Raw genomic sequence first — 18020 nt, forward strand, 5'->3', positions numbered from 1 at the left:
CCTAGACCAGCTCGGTTCTCTCGATCCTCCTTTTAAACTTTTATTGATATGAGAAAGCAAACTAGGAGCATAGCTTCTAGTTTGTACTTATTTAATTATTGGGGGATGAAATATGAATGTTTTAGTAATTGGCCGTGGTGGGCGTGAGCATGCTTTAGCTTGGAAGTTTGCACAATCTGAAAAAGTAGAAAAGGTGTATGTAGCACCAGGTAATGAAGGTATGCGCGATGTTGCAACACCAGTTGATATTGATGAAAATGATTTTGATGCATTAGTTTTATTTGCTAAAGAGAATAAGGTTGAATTAACTTTCGTTGGACCAGAAATTCCACTTATGAATGGAATTGTTGATCGCTTTAAAGAAGAGGGACTTCGTGTGTTTGGCCCAAATAAAGCGGCTGCTGTTATTGAAGGTAGTAAGGCTTTCACAAAAGAATTGATGAAAAAATATGATATTCCAACTGCGGCATATGAAACTTTTACAGACTATGAAGAAGCAGTACAGTATATTCAAAAAGTTGGTGCGCCAATCGTTATTAAAGCTGACGGCCTAGCTGCTGGTAAAGGTGTAACGGTAGCAATGACGCTTGAAGAGGCATTACAAGCTGTGAAAGAGATGCTACAATATGTGAAGTTTGGCGAAGCGAGCAAGAAGGTCGTTATTGAAGAGTTTTTAGATGGACAAGAATTTTCATTAATGGCATTTGTAAATGGAACAACTGTGCATCCGATGGGAATTGCGCAAGATCATAAACGAGCTTTTGATGGTGATAAAGGTCCAAATACAGGCGGAATGGGTGCGTATTCTCCAGTACCACAAATTCCAGAATCAGCAGTTCAAGAGGCAATAAAAATGGTATTACATCCAACTGCCAAGGCAATGATTGCAGAAAACCGTTCGTTTACAGGAATTTTATATGCGGGACTTATTTTAACAAATGATGGCCCGAAGGTAATTGAATTTAATGCACGCTTTGGTGATCCTGAAACGGAAGTAGTATTACCTCGCTTAGAAAATGATTTAGTTGATGTATGTAACGCGGTATTAGATGAAAGTGAATTAACGTTACAGTGGTCAGAGGAAGCGGTAATTGGTGTTGTACTTGCTTCGAAAGGATATCCGGAAGCATATAAAAAAGGTGACATTATTAAAGGATTAGATACACTGGAAGATGTAATTGTTTTCCATTCAGGTACAGCCATGAAGCATGGTGACTTTGTAACAAATGGCGGCCGTGTACTATTTGTTGCTTGTAAGGCGGACAGTTTACAAGCAGCGAAAGATAAGGTGTATAAAGAAATCGGCAAAATTGAGAGTGATGGTCTATTTTATCGAAGTGATATAGGATATCGTGCAATTGAGCATAAGATGACGAGAAGTTAATATGTAAAAATCCCGCTGAGGAATCAGCGGGATTTTTTATGCATCTTTATCTTTTTTTAATTTCCCTTTTTGCTTTGCCATTTCTCGAAGTAAATACTCGATGTGTGCATTGACGCTACGAAACTCATCATTTGCCCATTTTTCGATGACTGCGTGTAATTCAGGATCAATACGTAATGGAAAGCTTTTCTTTTTAGCCATAATTACTTATAGCCCTTAGTATAGGCTTCCTGTATTAATAACCGGTTGCGCACCTTTATCTGAAACGATGGCAACTAATAAGTTGTTTACCATATTTGCTTTACGCTCGTCATCGAGTTCCAGTACGCCTTCTTCATCTAACATATGGATTGAATCTTTGGCCATCTTCACAGCACCTTCAACAATTTCTTTTCTAGCAGCTAATACTGCTTTTGCTTGTTGACGTTGTAGCATTGCATGGGCAATTTCTGTTGCGTAAGCTAAATGCGTTAAACGAGTTTCCAATACTTCTACACCAGCAATTTCAAGACGTGCCTCTAACTCACGTTTTAATTCTTCAGAGATTTCTTCAGTATTTCCGCGTAACGTAATGCAAGTTTCATCTTGGAAATTGTCATATGGATATTTTGTTGCGACGTGGCGGATTGCCGTTTCGCTTTGAATTTCTACAAATCGATCGTAATGTTCAACACCGAACATTGCTTTTGCAGAATCAACTACTTTATATACGATAACAGCTGCAATTTCAATCGGATTTCCCTCAACATCGTTTACTTTTAATTTCTTACTATTAAAGTTTTCAACACGTAAAGATACAGTTTGACGGAATGCGAATGGAATCGTTAAAAATAAACCGTTTTGACGAATTGTTCCTAAATAATTACCAAAGAACGTAATAACTTTCGCTTGATTTGGTTGAACAATCCCGATACCCGTAGCGAGAATTGCGGCTAATACAATAGTTAGTGCTGCTCCTATAAAAATTTCTTGTGCAAGGAAAAATACACCGATAGCCGCTAAAATCAAAATTCCAATAATACCGAGAAAACCATTTACATAAAATACTTGTTTTTCTTTCATATGATCGCCTCCTGATATAAAAATGATATCACTTTTATATCATTTTAAGCAAGAGGTATGCACCTAATTTTCTGAATTTTATTGATTGATATCTTTTATATACATTTTAAGTTTAAAAAGGGAATATACGTTCTGTTTTTATGGTAAAATAAAGAAGACTTAACCGCCCACTGCAGCAGCTAAGTCCCTTTGAGAGCATCTTGCATCGTGACAAATGATTCAAAGCGGTTTTGCCAGGATTATTTCTTCAATCGCTGACTCAATCTCTTTGTCAGAAGCGTCATAACTTCCTTTTGACTTTGGCTTGTCATGAGAGGAAGTTTGATTCACTTCTTCTTTAGCATGTCCTTTTTCAGTAAAATTCATGCTAGGCATTTTAAATGCACCCATATTCATGTATTTTCCAAACTTCCACGCTTCAACAATAGGGCAGAAGCGAACAATTCCCTCTGCAACTTTCATTGCACCAATCCATAGAAAAATGTTAGACCAAGTGCACCATGGCTTGCGTACAAGTTTAGTTGCACTACATCCGAAGAGGACAAGCCCAAGTGTAATTCGAATTAGAGCGTTTATTGTCCCGATGTTTTGCTTCATTAGAAAAACACTCCTTTTTATGAAAATTGAAATAGTAAATACTACTTCTCTTATTAGTATCCCGTGTGATTTTGGGGATATGTAATCCAACATTTGACGTTGAAAAAGATGTTGGAATGGGCGTGTGTGTCAGTAGCTTTTTTTGTTATAATGAAAGAATGCATAAAAAGAAGATGAAATTAAATCATTCTTTTTGAAAAATATTTAAAAAACAAGATGAAAACTAACTGTTATTTTAAACAGAACTATAGATATAACTAGAGAAAAGGAAGGGTGTTTTCATGTACGATATTTCCGGATGGAAACATGTATTTAAGCTTGATCCAAATAAGGAGTTAAGCGATGAACATTTAGAAATGATTTGTGAGTCTGGAACTGATGCGGTTATTGTAGGCGGAAGTGATGGGGTTACAATTGATAACGTATTACACATGCTAGTTAGCATTCGTAGATATGCTGTTCCTTGTGTATTAGAGGTCTCTGATGTAGAAGCAATTACACCAGGATTTGATTTTTATTACATCCCAAGTGTGTTAAATAGCCGAAAAGTAGAATGGGTAACAGGTGTTCATCATGAGGCATTGAAAGAATTTGGGGATATTATGGACTGGGACGAAATTTTTATGGAAGGGTATTGTGTTTTAAATCCAGAAGCGAAAGTAGCCCAGCTTACAGATGCGAAATGTGATTTAACAGAAGATGACGTTATTGCATATGCTCGTTTAGCAGACAAGTTATTACATTTACCGATATTTTATTTAGAATATAGCGGTACGTATGGAGAAGTTGAACTTGTTAAAAATGTAAAAGCAGAATTGAAACAAGCTCAGTTATACTATGGCGGCGGTATTTCTAATGCAGAACAGGCGAAAGAAATGGCACAATATGCTGATACAGTAGTTGTTGGAAATATTATTTATGATGATATAAAATCGGCGTTAAAAACAGTTAAAGCAGTAAAAGGAGAGTAGGTGCAGGCGTATATGAGTATGACAGATAAGTTATTAAACGGTTTAAATCCACAGCAACAAAAAGCGGTACAAACAACGAATGGACCACTTCTATTAATGGCAGGTGCAGGTAGTGGTAAAACACGTGTGTTAACACACCGTATTGCGTATTTGCTTGGTGAAAAAGGTGTAGCACCATGGAATGTATTAGCTATTACCTTCACAAATAAAGCAGCTCGTGAAATGCGCGAGCGTATTGATACACTTGTGGGACCAGAAGCAGAAGATATTTGGATTTCGACGTTCCACTCTATGTGTGTACGTATTTTACGACGTGATATCGATCGTATTGGCATTAATCGTAACTTTACAATCTTAGATTCAGGTGATCAGTTAACGGTAGTCAAAAAAATTATGAAAGAGCGCAATATTGATCCGAAGAAATTTGAGCCGCGCTCTATTTTAGCGGGTATTAGTAATGCGAAAAATGAACTGTTATCTGCGGATAAATATGCAAAAAAAATTACAATGGCTGATCCATATGAAAAATTAACGAGCGATGTATACACAGAGTATCAAAAACGTCTTTTGAAAAATAATTCATTAGACTTTGATGATTTAATTATGACGACGATTCAGCTATTTGAACGTGTTCCAGAAGTATTGGAGTTTTATCAGCGTAAGTTCCAATATATTCACGTTGATGAGTATCAAGATACGAATAAAGCGCAATATCTTCTTGTTAAACATTTGGCAGCGCGTTTTAAAAATCTTTGCGTTGTAGGTGACTCTGACCAGTCTATTTATCGCTGGCGTGGTGCAGATATTTCTAACATTTTGTCATTCGAAAAAGATTATGAGAATGCACAAGTAATTTTGTTAGAACAAAACTATCGTTCGTCACAAAATATTTTAAATGCAGCGAATGCTGTTATTGAAAAAAATACGAATCGTAAACCGAAGAAATTATGGACGGACAATCAAGTTGGGAGCAAAATTTCGTATTATCGTGCTGCAACTGAAAAGGACGAAGCGTATTTTGTTGCGAAAAAAATTCGTGACGATCTTCAAATGGGGAAACGAAAATACACTGATTTTGCAGTACTATATCGTACGAATGCTCAGTCTCGTATGGTCGAGGAGATTTTCCTTAAATCTAACATCCCGTACAAAATTGTCGGGGGTACGAAGTTCTACGACCGTAAAGAGATTAAAGATATTTTGGCGTACTTACGTTTAATCGGTAATCCAGATGATGAAATTAGTTTTGCACGTATTATTAACATGCCAAAGCGTGGTATTGGTGCGACTTCTATTGATAAAATTATTAATTATGGTGTGCAAAACGGAATTTCATTAACTGCTGTATTTGATGAGATTGAGCATGTTGGAGTAAGTGCAAAAATTACAAAGGCAGTAAAAGAATTCGCAAGTTTATTACACAACTGGGTAAATATGCAAGAGTATTTATCTGTTACAGAATTAGTAGAAGAAGTTATTGAAAAAACAGGCTATCGCGATATGTTGAAAAATGAGCGTTCTTTAGAAGCGGAAGGTCGTTTAGAAAACTTAGACGAGTTCTTATCTGTTACGCAAACATTTGAATCTCAAAGCGAAGATAAGAGTCTTGTTGCATTCTTAACAGATTTAGCACTTGTTGCTGATATTGATCGTGTAGATGAAGACCCAACTGCTGGTGAAGAAGTTATCTTAATGACGATGCACTCAGCGAAAGGATTAGAGTTCCCGGTTGTCTTTATTGTTGGTTTAGAGGAAGGGATATTCCCTCATACTCGTTCTCTTATGGAAGAGGATGAAATGCAAGAAGAACGTCGTCTTGCTTATGTAGGTATTACTCGTGCAGAAGAAGAGCTATATTTATCTAATGCGCAAATGCGTACTTTATTTGGTAGAACAAGTATGAACGCTGCGTCTCGCTTCATTACAGAAATCCCGACAGAACTAGTGGAATCATTAAATGAAACAGCGCCGAAGCGTGAAAATTCGTTTGGTGCAAAAGGCAGAACAGCAAGTAGCAGTAAAATGACAACGACAACCACAACACGCTCTCGTTCAGCTTTCGCGCGTCCTGCAGCTAAGACGACAGGCGGTGAGCAAATTGGCTGGGCAGTAGGCGATAAAGCTTCCCACCAAAAATGGGGAATCGGTACAGTTGTAAGTGTAAAAGGTGAAGGTGATGCAAAAGAATTAGATATTGCCTTCCCAAGCCCGATTGGTGTTAAACGTTTGTTAGCAAAATTTGCACCTGTGACGAAACAATAGAAAGGAATGAGGATATGTCAAAAGAGATAGCAAAAAAACGTATAGAAGAACTGCGTGATTTGTTAAATACATTTAATTATCAATATCACGTATTAGACAATCCTTCTGTTTCTGATGCGGAATATGACCGTAATATGCAGGAGCTTATAAAATTAGAAGCAGAGAACCCAGAGTTTATGAGTGAGGATTCTCCCTCCGTTCGCGTTGGGGGAACTATTCTTGATATATTCGAAAAAGTAACACATAAGTCACCAATGTTAAGTTTAGGAAATGCATTTAACGAAGGAGATTTACGTGATTTCGACAGAAGAGTACGTCAAGGAATTGATGATGCGAATGTAAGATATATATGTGAATTAAAAATTGACGGGCTTGCCGTTTCGCTTCATTATGAAAAAGGACGCTTCATTCAAGGGGCGACACGTGGTGATGGTGTAACGGGTGAAGATATTACTCAAAATTTAAAAACGATTAAAGCTATCCCACTTCGTTTAAATGAAGAAGTAACGTTAGAAGCACGAGGCGAAGCTTATATGCCGAAGCGTTCATTTGTTAAACTAAATGAAGAAAAAGAGCAAAATGGAGAAGATGTATTTGCGAATCCGCGTAATGCGGCAGCAGGCTCAATACGTCAACTTGATCCGAAAATTGCAGCGAAGCGTAACTTATCTATGTTTGTGTACGGTCTTGCGAATGTAGAAGAAAAAACAATTCCATCGCACAGTGAATCGCTTGATTTCCTAGGTGAACTCGGATTTAAGACAAATCCAAATCGCCGTACATGTGAAACAATCGAAGAGGTTATAGCTTATGTAGAAGAATGGCAAGAAAAACGTCCGCATCTTGATTATGAGATTGATGGAATCGTTATAAAAGTAGATGATGTTGCTCTTCAAGAAAGTCTAGGAACTACAGCGAAGAGTCCAAGATGGGCGATTGCTTATAAATTCCCGGCTGAAGAAGTTGTAACGAGATTAACAGGCATTGAATTAAGTGTTGGCCGAACAGGGGTTGTAACACCGACTGCAGAGCTAGAGCCAGTGAGAGTTGCTGGTACGATCGTTCGTCGTGCTTCTTTACATAACGAAGATTTAATTCGTGAAAAAGACATTCGAATTGGTGACTACGTTGTTGTGAAGAAGGCTGGAGATATTATTCCTGAAGTTGTGAACGTTATTTTTGATAAGCGTACTGGTGAAGAAGAAGAATACCGCATGCCAACGCATTGCCCAGCATGTGAGAGTGAACTTGTTCGTTTAGAAGAAGAAGTAGCACTTCGATGTATAAATCCAACTTGTCCAGCTCAAATTCGCGAAGGATTAATTCATTTCGTTTCAAGAAATGCAATGAATATTGATGGGCTTGGAGAACGTGTCATTACACAACTTTTTGATGCAGATTATATTCGTACATTTGCTGATTTATATGCATTAACGAAAGAGCAGTTATTACAGTTAGAACGTTTTGGTGAAAAATCAGCAACAAACTTAATACAAGCAATTGAAAATTCTAAAGAAAACTCGTTAGAGCGATTATTATTTGGTCTTGGAATTCGACACGTTGGAGCGAAAGCAGCACGTACATTTGCAGAGCACTTTGAAACGATGGATGAGCTTGTAAAAGCAACAGAAGAAGAACTAAAAGCAATTAATGAAATTGGCGAAAAAATGGCTCAATCTGTTGTGACATATTTTGATAATGAAGATGTATTAGAGTTATTACAGCAGTTTAAAGAGTATGGCGTGAATATGACATACAAAGGTATAAAAATTGCAGATTTACAAAATGTTGAATCTTACTTCGCAGGAAAAACGGTTGTTTTAACAGGTAAGCTAGAAGTTATGGGACGAAGTGAAGCGAAGAAGAAGATTGAGGCATTAGGTGGAAAAGTAACAGGAAGTGTTAGTAAGAGTACAGATTTGGTTGTTGCAGGTGAATCGGCTGGTTCGAAATTAGCACAAGCGGAGAAACATAATGTTGAGGTTTGGAATGAAGAGAGGTTCTTACAAGAGCTAAATAAGTAAGAGGTGCAAACTTACCATGAAAAAAATAGCATTAGCGGTATTAAGCCTTGGCCTACTTGTAAGTGGGTGTAGTGCAGGTGCCGACAAAGATGAAAAAGTGTCTGAGAAATCGGGGAAAGCAAAAGAACAATCAGTTGTCCCAAAATACGCTATGTCGGATGAATATTATAAGACGACTATTCCATTTTATGGTGGAAAGGCACGTGGTTTAGTCGTGCAAGGAGTAAATAATCGTCTTGATATAGATGAATTTGAAACAGGATTAATGCGTATTGCGAAGGAATCATTTAGTACGAAAGATCATTTCTTTAAAGGCGGAGATACTCTAGAGGCTCAATATGTACAAATGCTTGTTAAAAGAAAGCGTACAAATGCTGAACAGAAAGAACTAGAAGATACATTAAAAAAAGATGCAGTTAAATTTCCAAACATAGGATTAAATCCAGCTTTAGGTGAAGGATCCGAAATACTAGAAGAAAAAAACAAAAAAAATCCAATATATATTTCCAATATTTTAGAGCATGATTATTATGTGAAAAACGGCGACAAAGATGAGCGTAGCGGCATTGTAGTTGGATTAGCAATGAATTCAGTGCATTATTATAATGAAGAACATGGTTACCCGCGTGAAGCTACAATCTCGAATGAAAAAATGTTAGCTGAAGGGAAAAAAATGGCGCAAGAAGTCTTGAAGTTTATGCATCAAAAAGATCCTGAAACAAAAAACCTTCCGATCACATTTGCAATTTATCGTCAGGCTCCGAAGGCGTCACTTGTGCCAGGTAATTTTGTTTCTTATGCAAATGTTGAAAAAGGTAGTGAAACGGTTGAAGATTGGAAACAAATTAATGAAAAATATTATTTGTTCCCATCAGAGCAAGCGAAAACAGATAATAAACGTGAAGATCTTGCAAGAGTATCCAACTTTAAGGCAAAACTAAGCGATTATTTCCAAGGCGACTATACAGCTGTTATTGGTACGGGTATGTATAGAGATGATGAATTAAGAGAAATGAAGCTTGATATTCCTGTCCAATTTAATGGAAAAGCTGAAATAGTTGGTTTTACACAATATGTGGCAGGGCTTGTTATGGAATACTTCCCGAATTATATGAAAGTACAAGTAACAATTAAATCTGTAGAACGCCCAGAAGCCATTATTATACGTGAAGCAAAACAAGATGAACCACTTGTGAAAATTTTAGATTAAATATGAAGGCTGTTCCTCTAAGGAACAGCTTTTTTTCTTATGCAATTTTGTTATAATTTAAAATGTTGTAAATAATAGGGGTAAGGGGTAAAGCTCATGGAAGAATTAAGTTTTCAAGTCATTATTTTATTAATTGCATTCGGTTTTTTAGCAGCTTTTATTGATTCGGTTGTTGGAGGAGGAGGGTTAATTTCGCTTCCGGCGCTTATGTTTGTTGGCTTATCGCCAGCTTCGGCAATTGCAACGAATAAATTAGCGGCAACGATGGGGACGTTTACGAGTGCGATGTATTTCATTCGATCAGGAAAAGTTGATTTTAAAATTGTAGGAAAGTTAATCCCGTTAACTATTGTTGGAGCTGTTGCAGGCGCTTTAGTAGTAAAATTTATTCCATCGGATATTTTACGCCCATTAGTACTTGTAATGTTGGTATTTATTGCTATTTATATTATTGCAAAAAAGAATTGGGGAAGTGTGTCTACCTATAAGAAGATGACGCAAAGAAAAACATTAATATTTTTCTTTGCTATTTTAATGATAGGATTTTATGATGGATTTTTTGGACCAGGGACAGGGTCGTTTTTAATTTTTGCATTTTTATTAATTGGCTTGGATTTTATTCAAGCGGCAGCATCTGGAAAACTTTTGAACTTTGTTAGTAATATTGTATCTTTAATTACTTTTTTATTTTTAGACATAATTCATTTTGAATACGGTATTATCATGGGATTATCAATGATCTTAGGTGCTTATTTTGGATCGAAGTTTGCGGTTCAAAAAGGTGTTGGATATGTAAGAACTTTATTTTTATTAGTTACTATATTATTGATCGGGAAAAATGTTTTGGAATATACTCATATTTTGTAGATTCATACGCATGTATGAATCTCTTTTTTTATTATATTTTAAAAATTTATTAATTTTTAAAATATAAGTCTAGGAATATTTGAATAAATCTAAATTATCGTGTAGAATAATGTTGTAAAATGTAAACGTTTTTCTAAGGGGAGGCTAAAAAAAATGGTAGTAGCATACAAACATGAGCCATTTACAGATTTTTCAGTGGAGGCTAACAAATTAGCGTTTGAAGAAGGTTTAAAGAAAGTAGAATCTTATCTTGGACAAGACTATCCATTAATTATTGGGGGAGAAAAAATCACTACAGAAGACAAAATTGTTTCTGTAAACCCTGCAAATAAAGAGGAACTTGTTGGTCGTGTTTCAAAAGCAAGCCGTGAGTTAGCTGAAAAAGCAATGCAAGTAGCGGATGAAACATTCCAAACTTGGAGAAAATCAAAGCCAGAAATGCGTGCAGACATTTTATTCCGTGCTGCAGCAATCGTTCGTCGCAGAAAACATGAATTCTCTGCTATTCTTGTAAAAGAAGCAGGTAAGCCATGGAATGAGGCAGATGCTGATACAGCAGAAGCAATCGACTTTATGGAATATTATGGTCGTCAAATGTTAAAATTAAAAGACGGTATTCCAGTAGAAAGCCGTCCAATTGAATATAATCGTTTCTCTTACATTCCATTAGGAGTAGGTGTTATCATTTCTCCTTGGAACTTCCCATTCGCAATTATGGCAGGTATGACAACAGCTGCTTTAGTTTCTGGTAACACAGTATTACTAAAACCAGCTAGTACAACTCCTGTAGTAGCAGCGAAATTTATGGAAGTATTAGAAGAAGCTGGCTTACCAGCTGGCGTAGTAAACTTCGTTCCAGGTAACGGTTCTGAAGTTGGTGACTACTTAGTAGATCATCCTCGTACACGTTTCGTAAGCTTCACGGGATCTCGTGATGTAGGTATCCGTATCTATGAGCGTGCAGCGAAAGTAAACCCAGGACAAATTTGGTTAAAACGTGTTATCGCTGAAATGGGCGGTAAAGATACAATCGTTGTTGATAAAGAAGCAGATCTTGAATTAGCAGCTAAGTCTATCGTTGCATCAGCATTCGGATTCTCAGGACAAAAATGTTCTGCATGTTCTCGTGCAGTAATCCATGAAGATGTATACGATCACGTATTAAATCGTGCTGTTGAATTAACGAAAGAATTAACAGTTGCTAACCCAGCAGTATTAGGTACAAACATGGGTCCTGTTAATGACCAAGCTGCATTTGATAAAGTAATGAGCTATGTTGCAATTGGTAAAGAAGAAGGTAGAATCTTAGCAGGTGGCGAAGGAGACGATTCTAAAGGCTGGTTCATCCAACCAACAATCGTTGCTGACGTTGCAGAAGATGCTCGCTTAATGAAAGAAGAAATCTTCGGACCAGTAGTAGCATTCTGTAAAGCGAAAGACTTCGATCATGCACTTGCAATTGCAAACAATACGGAATACGGTTTAACAGGTGCTGTTATTACTAACAACCGTGACCATATTGAAAAAGCACGCGAAGACTTCCACGTTGGTAACTTATACTTCAACCGTGGATGTACTGGTGCAATCGTAGGTTACCAACCATTCGGTGGCTTTAACATGTCTGGTACAGACTCTAAAGCTGGTGGACCTGATTACTTAGCACTTCACATGCAAGCAAAAACTACTTCTGAAACTTTATAAGAAATAGTAGAGGAGCTCTTCACAGAATGTGAAGAGCTCCTTTTAAAATTGAAATCCTATATATTACCGTCGTTCGAAGGGAATGAGCTAAAACCTATTAATAGCGTGATAAACATGTGAACAGAAATAAAATGATGAGAAAAGTTGACTTATTAGTCATATTTTTTAGTATTCATTTTGAGAATTTCCTGTATAATACAATTTGAAAGAAAATCTATGGTTCGACAAGGAACACTCCTTTCAGTTTTGCTCACTGAAAGGAGTGTTTTTTTATGTAGCTAAAAATTCTTGCGTGCTTATTACATTTGCATATACGCCATTTAAACTAGCTAAAATTGTATTGTGAATATAAACAGCTGGTATAGTAGCGTTCTTAAAAGAAAGGTCTTTTGTAGCACAAGCGTCATGTATAACGGTACATTGAAAGCCAAAATCGAATGCAGCCCTTACTGTTGCATCGATACACATATGAGTCATCATCCCGCATACAACGACATGTTCAATATTTAAACGTTTTAATTGCTCTAGAAGATTAGTTTCTCGGAAGCTATTTGGATAATGTTTGACTATAACTGTTTCTTCTCTAAGTGGACGTACGCTTTCATGAATATGTACACCTTCTGTATTAGGTAGGAAAAAAGTAGCGTCATCTTTTATAGCTATGTGTTGGATATGAAAAATAGGTTCGCTGTTTGTTCTAAAGTGTTGTAATAACTGATTAGTATATTCGCTTGCTTCTACTGGATTACGCAATTCCATCTTTCCATTTGGAAAATAATCGTTTTGAATATCGACGAGTAAAAGAGCTGTTTTCATATATTTATCTTCCTCCGAGTTTCATATTCAAATAAATTTATTCAATTTGTAGAGAGGATTCTCCTGTTTAAAAATATGAGGAAGAAGAATTTTAAATAACCTTGAAAGTTACTATTTTTCAGATGAATATTCATCTGAAAATTTTAATAAAGGAATAATTAATATTTTTCTAAAAAATGTATTGACTCTTATTATTCTGAGTTCTATAATGAGAATTAATTAAACGACAATTAAATCGATACATTCTTATCCAGAGAGGTGGAGGGACTGGCCCTACGATACCTCAGCAACGGGTTTTTTAATACCGTGCTAACTCCAGCAAGCCATATAAAGGCTTGGAAGATGAGAAGATGTGAACGAGTACATATAAGTGCTCTCCTTCTTATCTTTATGGTTGATAAGAAGGAGGGCACTTTTTATTTTACCTCGAAAGCTCTACTTTAAGTTTTTACAGCATATAGGAGGGGGAAAAATGATTTCTTTTAACAATGTAAGTAAAGTGTATGAATCAGCTGGGCAATCTGTTCATGCGGTGGAGGATGTAACATTATCAGTTGAGAAAGGCGAAATTTTTGGCATTATCGGTTTTAGTGGAGCTGGAAAGAGTACATTATTACGCTTAGTAAATATGTTAGAGAGACCGACGGCAGGAACGATTTCAATAGATGATAAAGATATTACATCATTATCGACGAAAGAATTACGCAAACTAAGACAAAGAATCGGAATGATTTTTCAAAGCTTTAATTTATTTAATTCAAGAACAGTGTTTGGGAATATTGCTTATCCATTAAAGTTAGCGAAATTGCCAAAGAACGAGATAAAGGAACGAGTGAATGAACTGCTGAGGTTTGTAGGGTTAGAAGATAAAGCAAACTATTATCCAGAACAGCTATCAGGGGGACAAAAGCAGCGTGTTGGTATTGCTAGAGCACTTGCGACATCGCCAGATATTCTTATATGTGATGAGGCAACATCAGCCTTAGATCCAGAAACGACGACAGAAATTCTAAACTTATTAAAGAAAGTAAATCGAGAATACAATTTAACAATTCTTCTTATTACACATGAAATGCATGTTGTGAAAGAAATTTGTCACCGTGTAGCTGTAATGGAGAAGGGAAAAGTTATTGAAGAAGGAAAACTGTTTGATGTTTTCACGCAACCAAAAACAAAGACGACTCAAAACTTTGTACGTTCTGTTATTAATGATCATTTACCAGAAAGTGTTCTAGCGAAAATTCAAAATGGTGGTCAAATTCATCGTCTAACATTTACTGGTGAGGAGACAGGACAGCCGGTACTATCATATATCGCAAAAAACTATAACGTTGATGTAAATGTACTGTACGGAAATATTATTGAACTTCAAAATGTGCTATTTGGAAATCTGCTTGTAGAATTGCAAGGTGAGCAGAGGGAAATTCAAAAAGCATTACAACATCTAAGACTGCAAGTGCAGCTGAAGGAGGTAGAAGCTCATGCGAGTTGATTGGAGTATATTTTGGCCGCGCATACTAGATGCGACGGGAGATACCCTCTTAATGGTAATTGTAACACTTATATTCGCTACAATTCTGGGTATACCTCTAGGTTTACTTTTATATGTAACGAGAAAAGGAAACTTTTTAGAAAATAAATGGGTCTTTTCTATTCTTAACATCATAATTAATACAATTCGTCCGGTACCATTCATTATCTTTTTAGTAGCTTTAAGCCCACTAACAAGAAGCGTTATTGGAACGACGATTGGAACAGCAGCGGCAATTTTCCCGATGACGTTAGTCGCATCAATTGGTATTGCTAGAATGGTTGAAACAAATCTTGTTTCCGTTCCGAAAGGAGTAATTGAAGCAGCGCAAGCAATGGGCGCCTCGCCAATTAGAATCGTTTTTGAAATCCTTGTACCAGAAGCGTTAGCACCATTAATCTTAGGTGTCACGTTTATGACAGTTGGTTTAATTGAATTTTCTGCAGTTGCTGGGCTTGTCGGTGGTGGCGGTCTTGGTGACTTGGCAATGACATATGGTTATCAACGTTTTGATACATCGGTTATGTTCGTAACGGTCGTGTTACTTATCATTCTCGTACAGATAGCTCAAAATTTAGGAAACTACTTTGCGAAAGTCTTGTTACGCAGATCATAAAAAGGAAGAGAGGAAAAGAAAATGAAGAAAATTTTAGCATTTGCATTATCAGCGATTGTAGGAGTCTCAGCATTAAGCGGCTGCTCAAGTGGAGACACGGGTGCAGGAGCGAAAGAAAAAGTAGTTCGCGTCGGTGTAACTGGAACGGATGGAGACGCTTGGGAAATTTTGAAGAAAAAAGCTGAAAAAGAAGGGATTAAAGTTAAACTGATTGAGTTCTCTGATTACACAACGCCAAATAAAGCGTTAGCTGATGGAGATATTCAATTAAACTCATTCCAGCATATTGCTTTCTTAGAGCAATTTAAAAAAGAGCATAAGTTAGATATTACAGCTGTTGGTACAACGCAAATTGCACCAATGGGTTTATACTCTGAAAAATATAAGAAAGCAAATGAAATCCCAGATGGTTCAGAAATTGCAATTCCAAACGATCCAACGAACCAAGCACGTGCATTAAAACTTCTTGATGCAGCTGGATTATTAAAGCTTAAAAAAGATTTTGGCTTATTTGGAGATCCAAGCGGCATTGCTGAAAATCCGAAGAAATTAAAAATCACGCCGGTTATCGCACAGCAAACACCTCGTGTATTAAAAGATGTAGCAGCTTCAGTTATTAATAACGGTGTTGCTGGTCAAGCTGGATTAGATCCAGCGAAGGATCCTATTTTCTTAGAAGATCCAAAGAATGAAAATGCGAAGCCTTATATTAATATTTTCGCAGCTCGTACGAAAGATAAAGATGATCCAACACTGAAAAAAGTAATTGAATTATATCATTCAAAAGAAGTAACAGATGCAATTAAGAAAGAAACAAATGATGGTTCAATTTCAGTTGACCTTTCACTTGAGGAGCTTGAAAAAATCGTAAAATAATGATTGGGTTTAATGGACTAACAGAAGGAACCCCTCCGCTGTTAGTTCGTTCAACATATAATCTACTTAACAAACGAACCCTAATTCTGTACCTTCCAATTTTGTATAACGTAGAATCCAATGTTTGTTAAGTAGAGTAATGGACCAGGAGTTTTCCTGGTCTTTTTTTATGAATGAAAGTAGATAGCGAACAGTAAGGTAATCCAAATTATAATGGGATAAGAAAATAAGCTGAAAAGGAGTGTAATTACGAATTGCTTTTGATGAATTAAGTGTTTTTTTGATAAAAAAAAGAAAATAGAAAAGAGAGTAATGAAAAATGCTGATATTACGCCGGGGTTATAGGAGCGATAAATGAAAAACAAAATAATATGTTGAACAGAGTTAAAGAAGATGGCCCCTTGTATAAAAATAATCCAGCATATAGAAGACAAGAAGTTAAGTTGATATAGAAAGACGATAAGTAATACAAAGATTGTTAATATGGAAATGGCAATGAAGAATTGTTGGCTAGTTATAATACGGATTGAAAATTGATTAGCAAGATATTGTGGCATTTGGAAAGCTTCTTCAAGGTTATGAATGAAAAATAATAAGGGAATGATCCAGAGTATAGTAGTGGAATGCTTTTTCATCAACTTACATCACTCCAATAAAGTATAGAAAGCCTAAAAAAGGCCCTCTATACAGAGATAGTTATTCAATTATGATATTTTTTAAATTAACATCATGATGCTCTCGTTCTTTCGGATAAGCAGCTAGTTCCTCTTGTAAAATATTTAATATTTGCTTAGCTGATTGCTGGATTGGATTAGGTAGCTCTTCTAATATATGCATCCCGACTTTTACTTTTGTAAGAATTACCCTTCGTAGTAATTCCTCATGCATGTACTACACCTCCAAAGCGAATATTTAGTACATCTTCTTCAAATTTTGCTCCTTGAATAGAAAGGTGTGTTAATGTTTTGGGTAACGTGATGTTCCGTTTAACAGAACCGGCTCGAATAATAAGTTCATCACCTTTTTGATTTAATGAAAGTTCACTTTTATTTGAGAAGGGAATAGAAAGAATGAAAATATAATCATCGCCATCTTTTTTTACATATTGTGTGCGGCCGTTAAATTTCACTTCAGTAGGACAATGATCAGTTTTAAATAAAGCATCTCCTACACGCTCTAACATAGGTAAACCAACAACTTCTTGTTCAAACATTGGAGCTTCGTAAATAGGAAGCGGCTGAAAACTATCTTGAATTAATGTTTTATATTTTTTTTGAGTATCTTTCCATGCTTGAAAATAAGGATCGGTGACAGTGTTAGGGATGACGCGGTTAATCATAATGGCATCTACGTTATAATCGTATAAATTTAAATAAGTAAAGCTACGCTGAGCTTCTTTAATGACCATTTTTTCGGGATTTACAACGATGCGGATACTTGTTATTTCTCGGTTTGATAAAATATCTCTCATTTCTCCGAGCTGTTCAAGTGTATTCGTTAATTCGTCCATAATATCATCGGTTGGAAGAGGAACACCAAGAAGTGGTTGAGCTACAGGGCGAACAACTTTTAAAACTTTTCTTTTAATAGGAAAGAGTTTTTCCATCCACCAGCTGAGCATGTCTGGAAAGCTGAGCATTGCTAATGTTTCTCCTGTTGGAGCACAATCAATGATAATAACATCATATGTGTTTTGTTTATAATAATCGAGTACGCGAAGTAAGCTAATTAAATCTTCCATACCAGGAAACATCGTTAACTCTTCTGTTGTAATATCATCAGCTGCTTTGGAAGTGAAGAGTAGCGTAATATATTTCTGTAATTTCCCCCAGCCTTTTTCCATCTCATAAATCGTATTAATTTCTTGTGCCCACAAATTTTCACGAATTTCTAATGGCTCAGAAGATAGCTTTATACCAAATGAATCTCCTAAACTATGAGCAGGATCTGTACTCATTACTAATGTTTTTAATCCTTGTTTTGCGCTTTGAAGCGCTGTTGCTGCTGAAATGCTAGTTTTTCCTACGCCGCCTTTACCTGTATACAAAATAATTCTCATTATTCTATCCCCTTTGTTTCGAGTGTCGAATATTACGAGTATCG

General features: G+C 36.3%; 16 protein-coding genes, 1 pseudogene and 1 riboswitch. Of the genes and pseudogenes, 10 read left to right on the top strand and 7 right to left on the bottom strand.

The window, feature by feature from the left end; genetic code table 11:
- Positions 1–112 precede the first annotated feature (112 nt).
- A complete protein-coding gene (gene purD, locus BCG9842_RS01630; RefSeq protein ID WP_001101960.1) occupies positions 113–1384 on the top strand; it encodes a phosphoribosylamine--glycine ligase in 1272 nt (423 codons plus the stop codon).
- A 36-nt stretch (positions 1385–1420) separates the two neighbouring features.
- Here purD and BCG9842_RS01635 read toward each other — a convergent pair whose 3' ends face one another.
- The 3 genes from BCG9842_RS01635 to BCG9842_RS01645 form a co-directional block, all read right to left on the bottom strand.
- Positions 1421–1585: a toxin-antitoxin system HicB family antitoxin gene (locus tag BCG9842_RS01635; RefSeq protein WP_001085171.1), complete on the bottom strand. Its 165-nt coding sequence runs from the start codon at positions 1583–1585 to the stop codon at positions 1421–1423.
- 15 nt (positions 1586–1600) lie between these two features.
- Positions 1601–2446 carry an SPFH domain-containing protein gene (locus tag BCG9842_RS01640; protein ID WP_000660674.1) on the bottom strand — a complete coding sequence of 282 codons (846 nt, stop codon included), beginning with the start codon at positions 2444–2446 and terminating at the stop codon, positions 1601–1603.
- 219 nt (positions 2447–2665) lie between these two features.
- Positions 2666–3043 carry a YgaP family membrane protein gene (locus BCG9842_RS01645; RefSeq protein ID WP_000812342.1) on the bottom strand — a complete coding sequence of 126 codons (378 nt, stop codon included), beginning with the start codon at positions 3041–3043 and terminating at the stop codon, positions 2666–2668.
- Positions 3044–3324: 281 nt separating this feature from the next.
- Here BCG9842_RS01645 and BCG9842_RS01650 point away from each other — a divergent pair, with 281 nt between their 5' ends.
- The 6 genes from BCG9842_RS01650 to pruA all read left to right on the top strand — a co-directional run bounded on the left by BCG9842_RS01650 (position 3325) and on the right by pruA (position 12078).
- On the top strand, positions 3325–4014 hold the full coding sequence (locus BCG9842_RS01650; RefSeq protein ID WP_000272085.1) for a heptaprenylglyceryl phosphate synthase: 690 nt from the start codon (positions 3325–3327) through the stop codon (positions 4012–4014).
- Between the two features lie 12 nt (positions 4015–4026).
- Complete coding sequence (gene pcrA, locus BCG9842_RS01655; protein WP_003309016.1) at positions 4027–6276, top strand: DNA helicase PcrA; 2250 nt, start codon at positions 4027–4029, stop codon at positions 6274–6276.
- Positions 6277–6290: 14 nt separating this feature from the next.
- On the top strand, positions 6291–8300 hold the full coding sequence (gene ligA, locus BCG9842_RS01660) for an NAD-dependent DNA ligase LigA (RefSeq protein WP_000031434.1): 2010 nt from the start codon (positions 6291–6293) through the stop codon (positions 8298–8300).
- 16 nt (positions 8301–8316) lie between these two features.
- Positions 8317–9510 carry a CamS family sex pheromone protein gene (locus tag BCG9842_RS01665; RefSeq protein ID WP_000717037.1) on the top strand — a complete coding sequence of 398 codons (1194 nt, stop codon included), beginning with the start codon at positions 8317–8319 and terminating at the stop codon, positions 9508–9510.
- A 96-nt stretch (positions 9511–9606) separates the two neighbouring features.
- A complete protein-coding gene (locus BCG9842_RS01670; RefSeq protein ID WP_000391975.1) occupies positions 9607–10377 on the top strand; it encodes a TSUP family transporter in 771 nt (256 codons plus the stop codon).
- 153 nt (positions 10378–10530) lie between these two features.
- Positions 10531–12078 carry an L-glutamate gamma-semialdehyde dehydrogenase gene (gene pruA, locus BCG9842_RS01675; RefSeq protein ID WP_000259555.1) on the top strand — a complete coding sequence of 516 codons (1548 nt, stop codon included), beginning with the start codon at positions 10531–10533 and terminating at the stop codon, positions 12076–12078.
- A gap of 250 nt (positions 12079–12328) precedes the next feature.
- Here the strand turns inward: pruA and BCG9842_RS01680 are convergent.
- Positions 12329–12894: pseudogene (locus BCG9842_RS01680) on the bottom strand (cysteine hydrolase family protein).
- A gap of 243 nt (positions 12895–13137) precedes the next feature.
- Positions 13138–13243: riboswitch (SAM riboswitch) on the top strand.
- A 123-nt stretch (positions 13244–13366) separates the two neighbouring features.
- On the opposite strand from BCG9842_RS01680, the gene BCG9842_RS01685 reads away from it, so the two are divergent.
- Genes BCG9842_RS01685 through BCG9842_RS01695 form a run of 3 tightly spaced genes read left to right on the top strand, consistent with a single transcriptional unit; the run spans position 13367 to position 15917 of the window.
- A complete protein-coding gene (locus BCG9842_RS01685; protein ID WP_000622966.1) occupies positions 13367–14386 on the top strand; it encodes a methionine ABC transporter ATP-binding protein in 1020 nt (339 codons plus the stop codon).
- Entirely contained in the window at positions 14376–15041 is a 666-nt protein-coding gene (locus tag BCG9842_RS01690; protein WP_001261865.1) for a methionine ABC transporter permease, read from the top strand. The genes BCG9842_RS01685 and BCG9842_RS01690 overlap by 11 nt, the downstream gene beginning before the upstream one ends.
- Before the next feature lie 21 nt (positions 15042–15062).
- Entirely contained in the window at positions 15063–15917 is an 855-nt protein-coding gene (locus BCG9842_RS01695) for a MetQ/NlpA family ABC transporter substrate-binding protein (protein ID WP_000721601.1), read from the top strand.
- Between the two features lie 167 nt (positions 15918–16084).
- Here BCG9842_RS01695 and BCG9842_RS29075 read toward each other — a convergent pair whose 3' ends face one another.
- The 3 genes from BCG9842_RS29075 to BCG9842_RS01705 form a co-directional block, all read right to left on the bottom strand.
- Positions 16085–16552: an HXXEE domain-containing protein gene (locus BCG9842_RS29075; RefSeq protein ID WP_012614727.1), complete on the bottom strand. Its 468-nt coding sequence runs from the start codon at positions 16550–16552 to the stop codon at positions 16085–16087.
- Positions 16553–16613: 61 nt separating this feature from the next.
- On the bottom strand, positions 16614–16805 hold the full coding sequence (locus BCG9842_RS01700) for a DUF3926 domain-containing protein (protein WP_000544101.1): 192 nt from the start codon (positions 16803–16805) through the stop codon (positions 16614–16616).
- Positions 16798–17979, bottom strand: coding sequence for an ArsA family ATPase (locus tag BCG9842_RS01705; protein WP_079997070.1), 1182 nt, complete (start codon positions 17977–17979; stop codon positions 16798–16800). The genes BCG9842_RS01700 and BCG9842_RS01705 overlap by 8 nt, the downstream gene beginning before the upstream one ends.
- Between the last annotated feature and the right edge of the window lie 41 nt (positions 17980–18020).

It is taken from the genome of Bacillus cereus G9842 (assembly GCF_000021305.1).
GTDB classification, from domain to species: Bacteria; Bacillota; Bacilli; order Bacillales; family Bacillaceae_G; genus Bacillus_A; species Bacillus_A thuringiensis_S.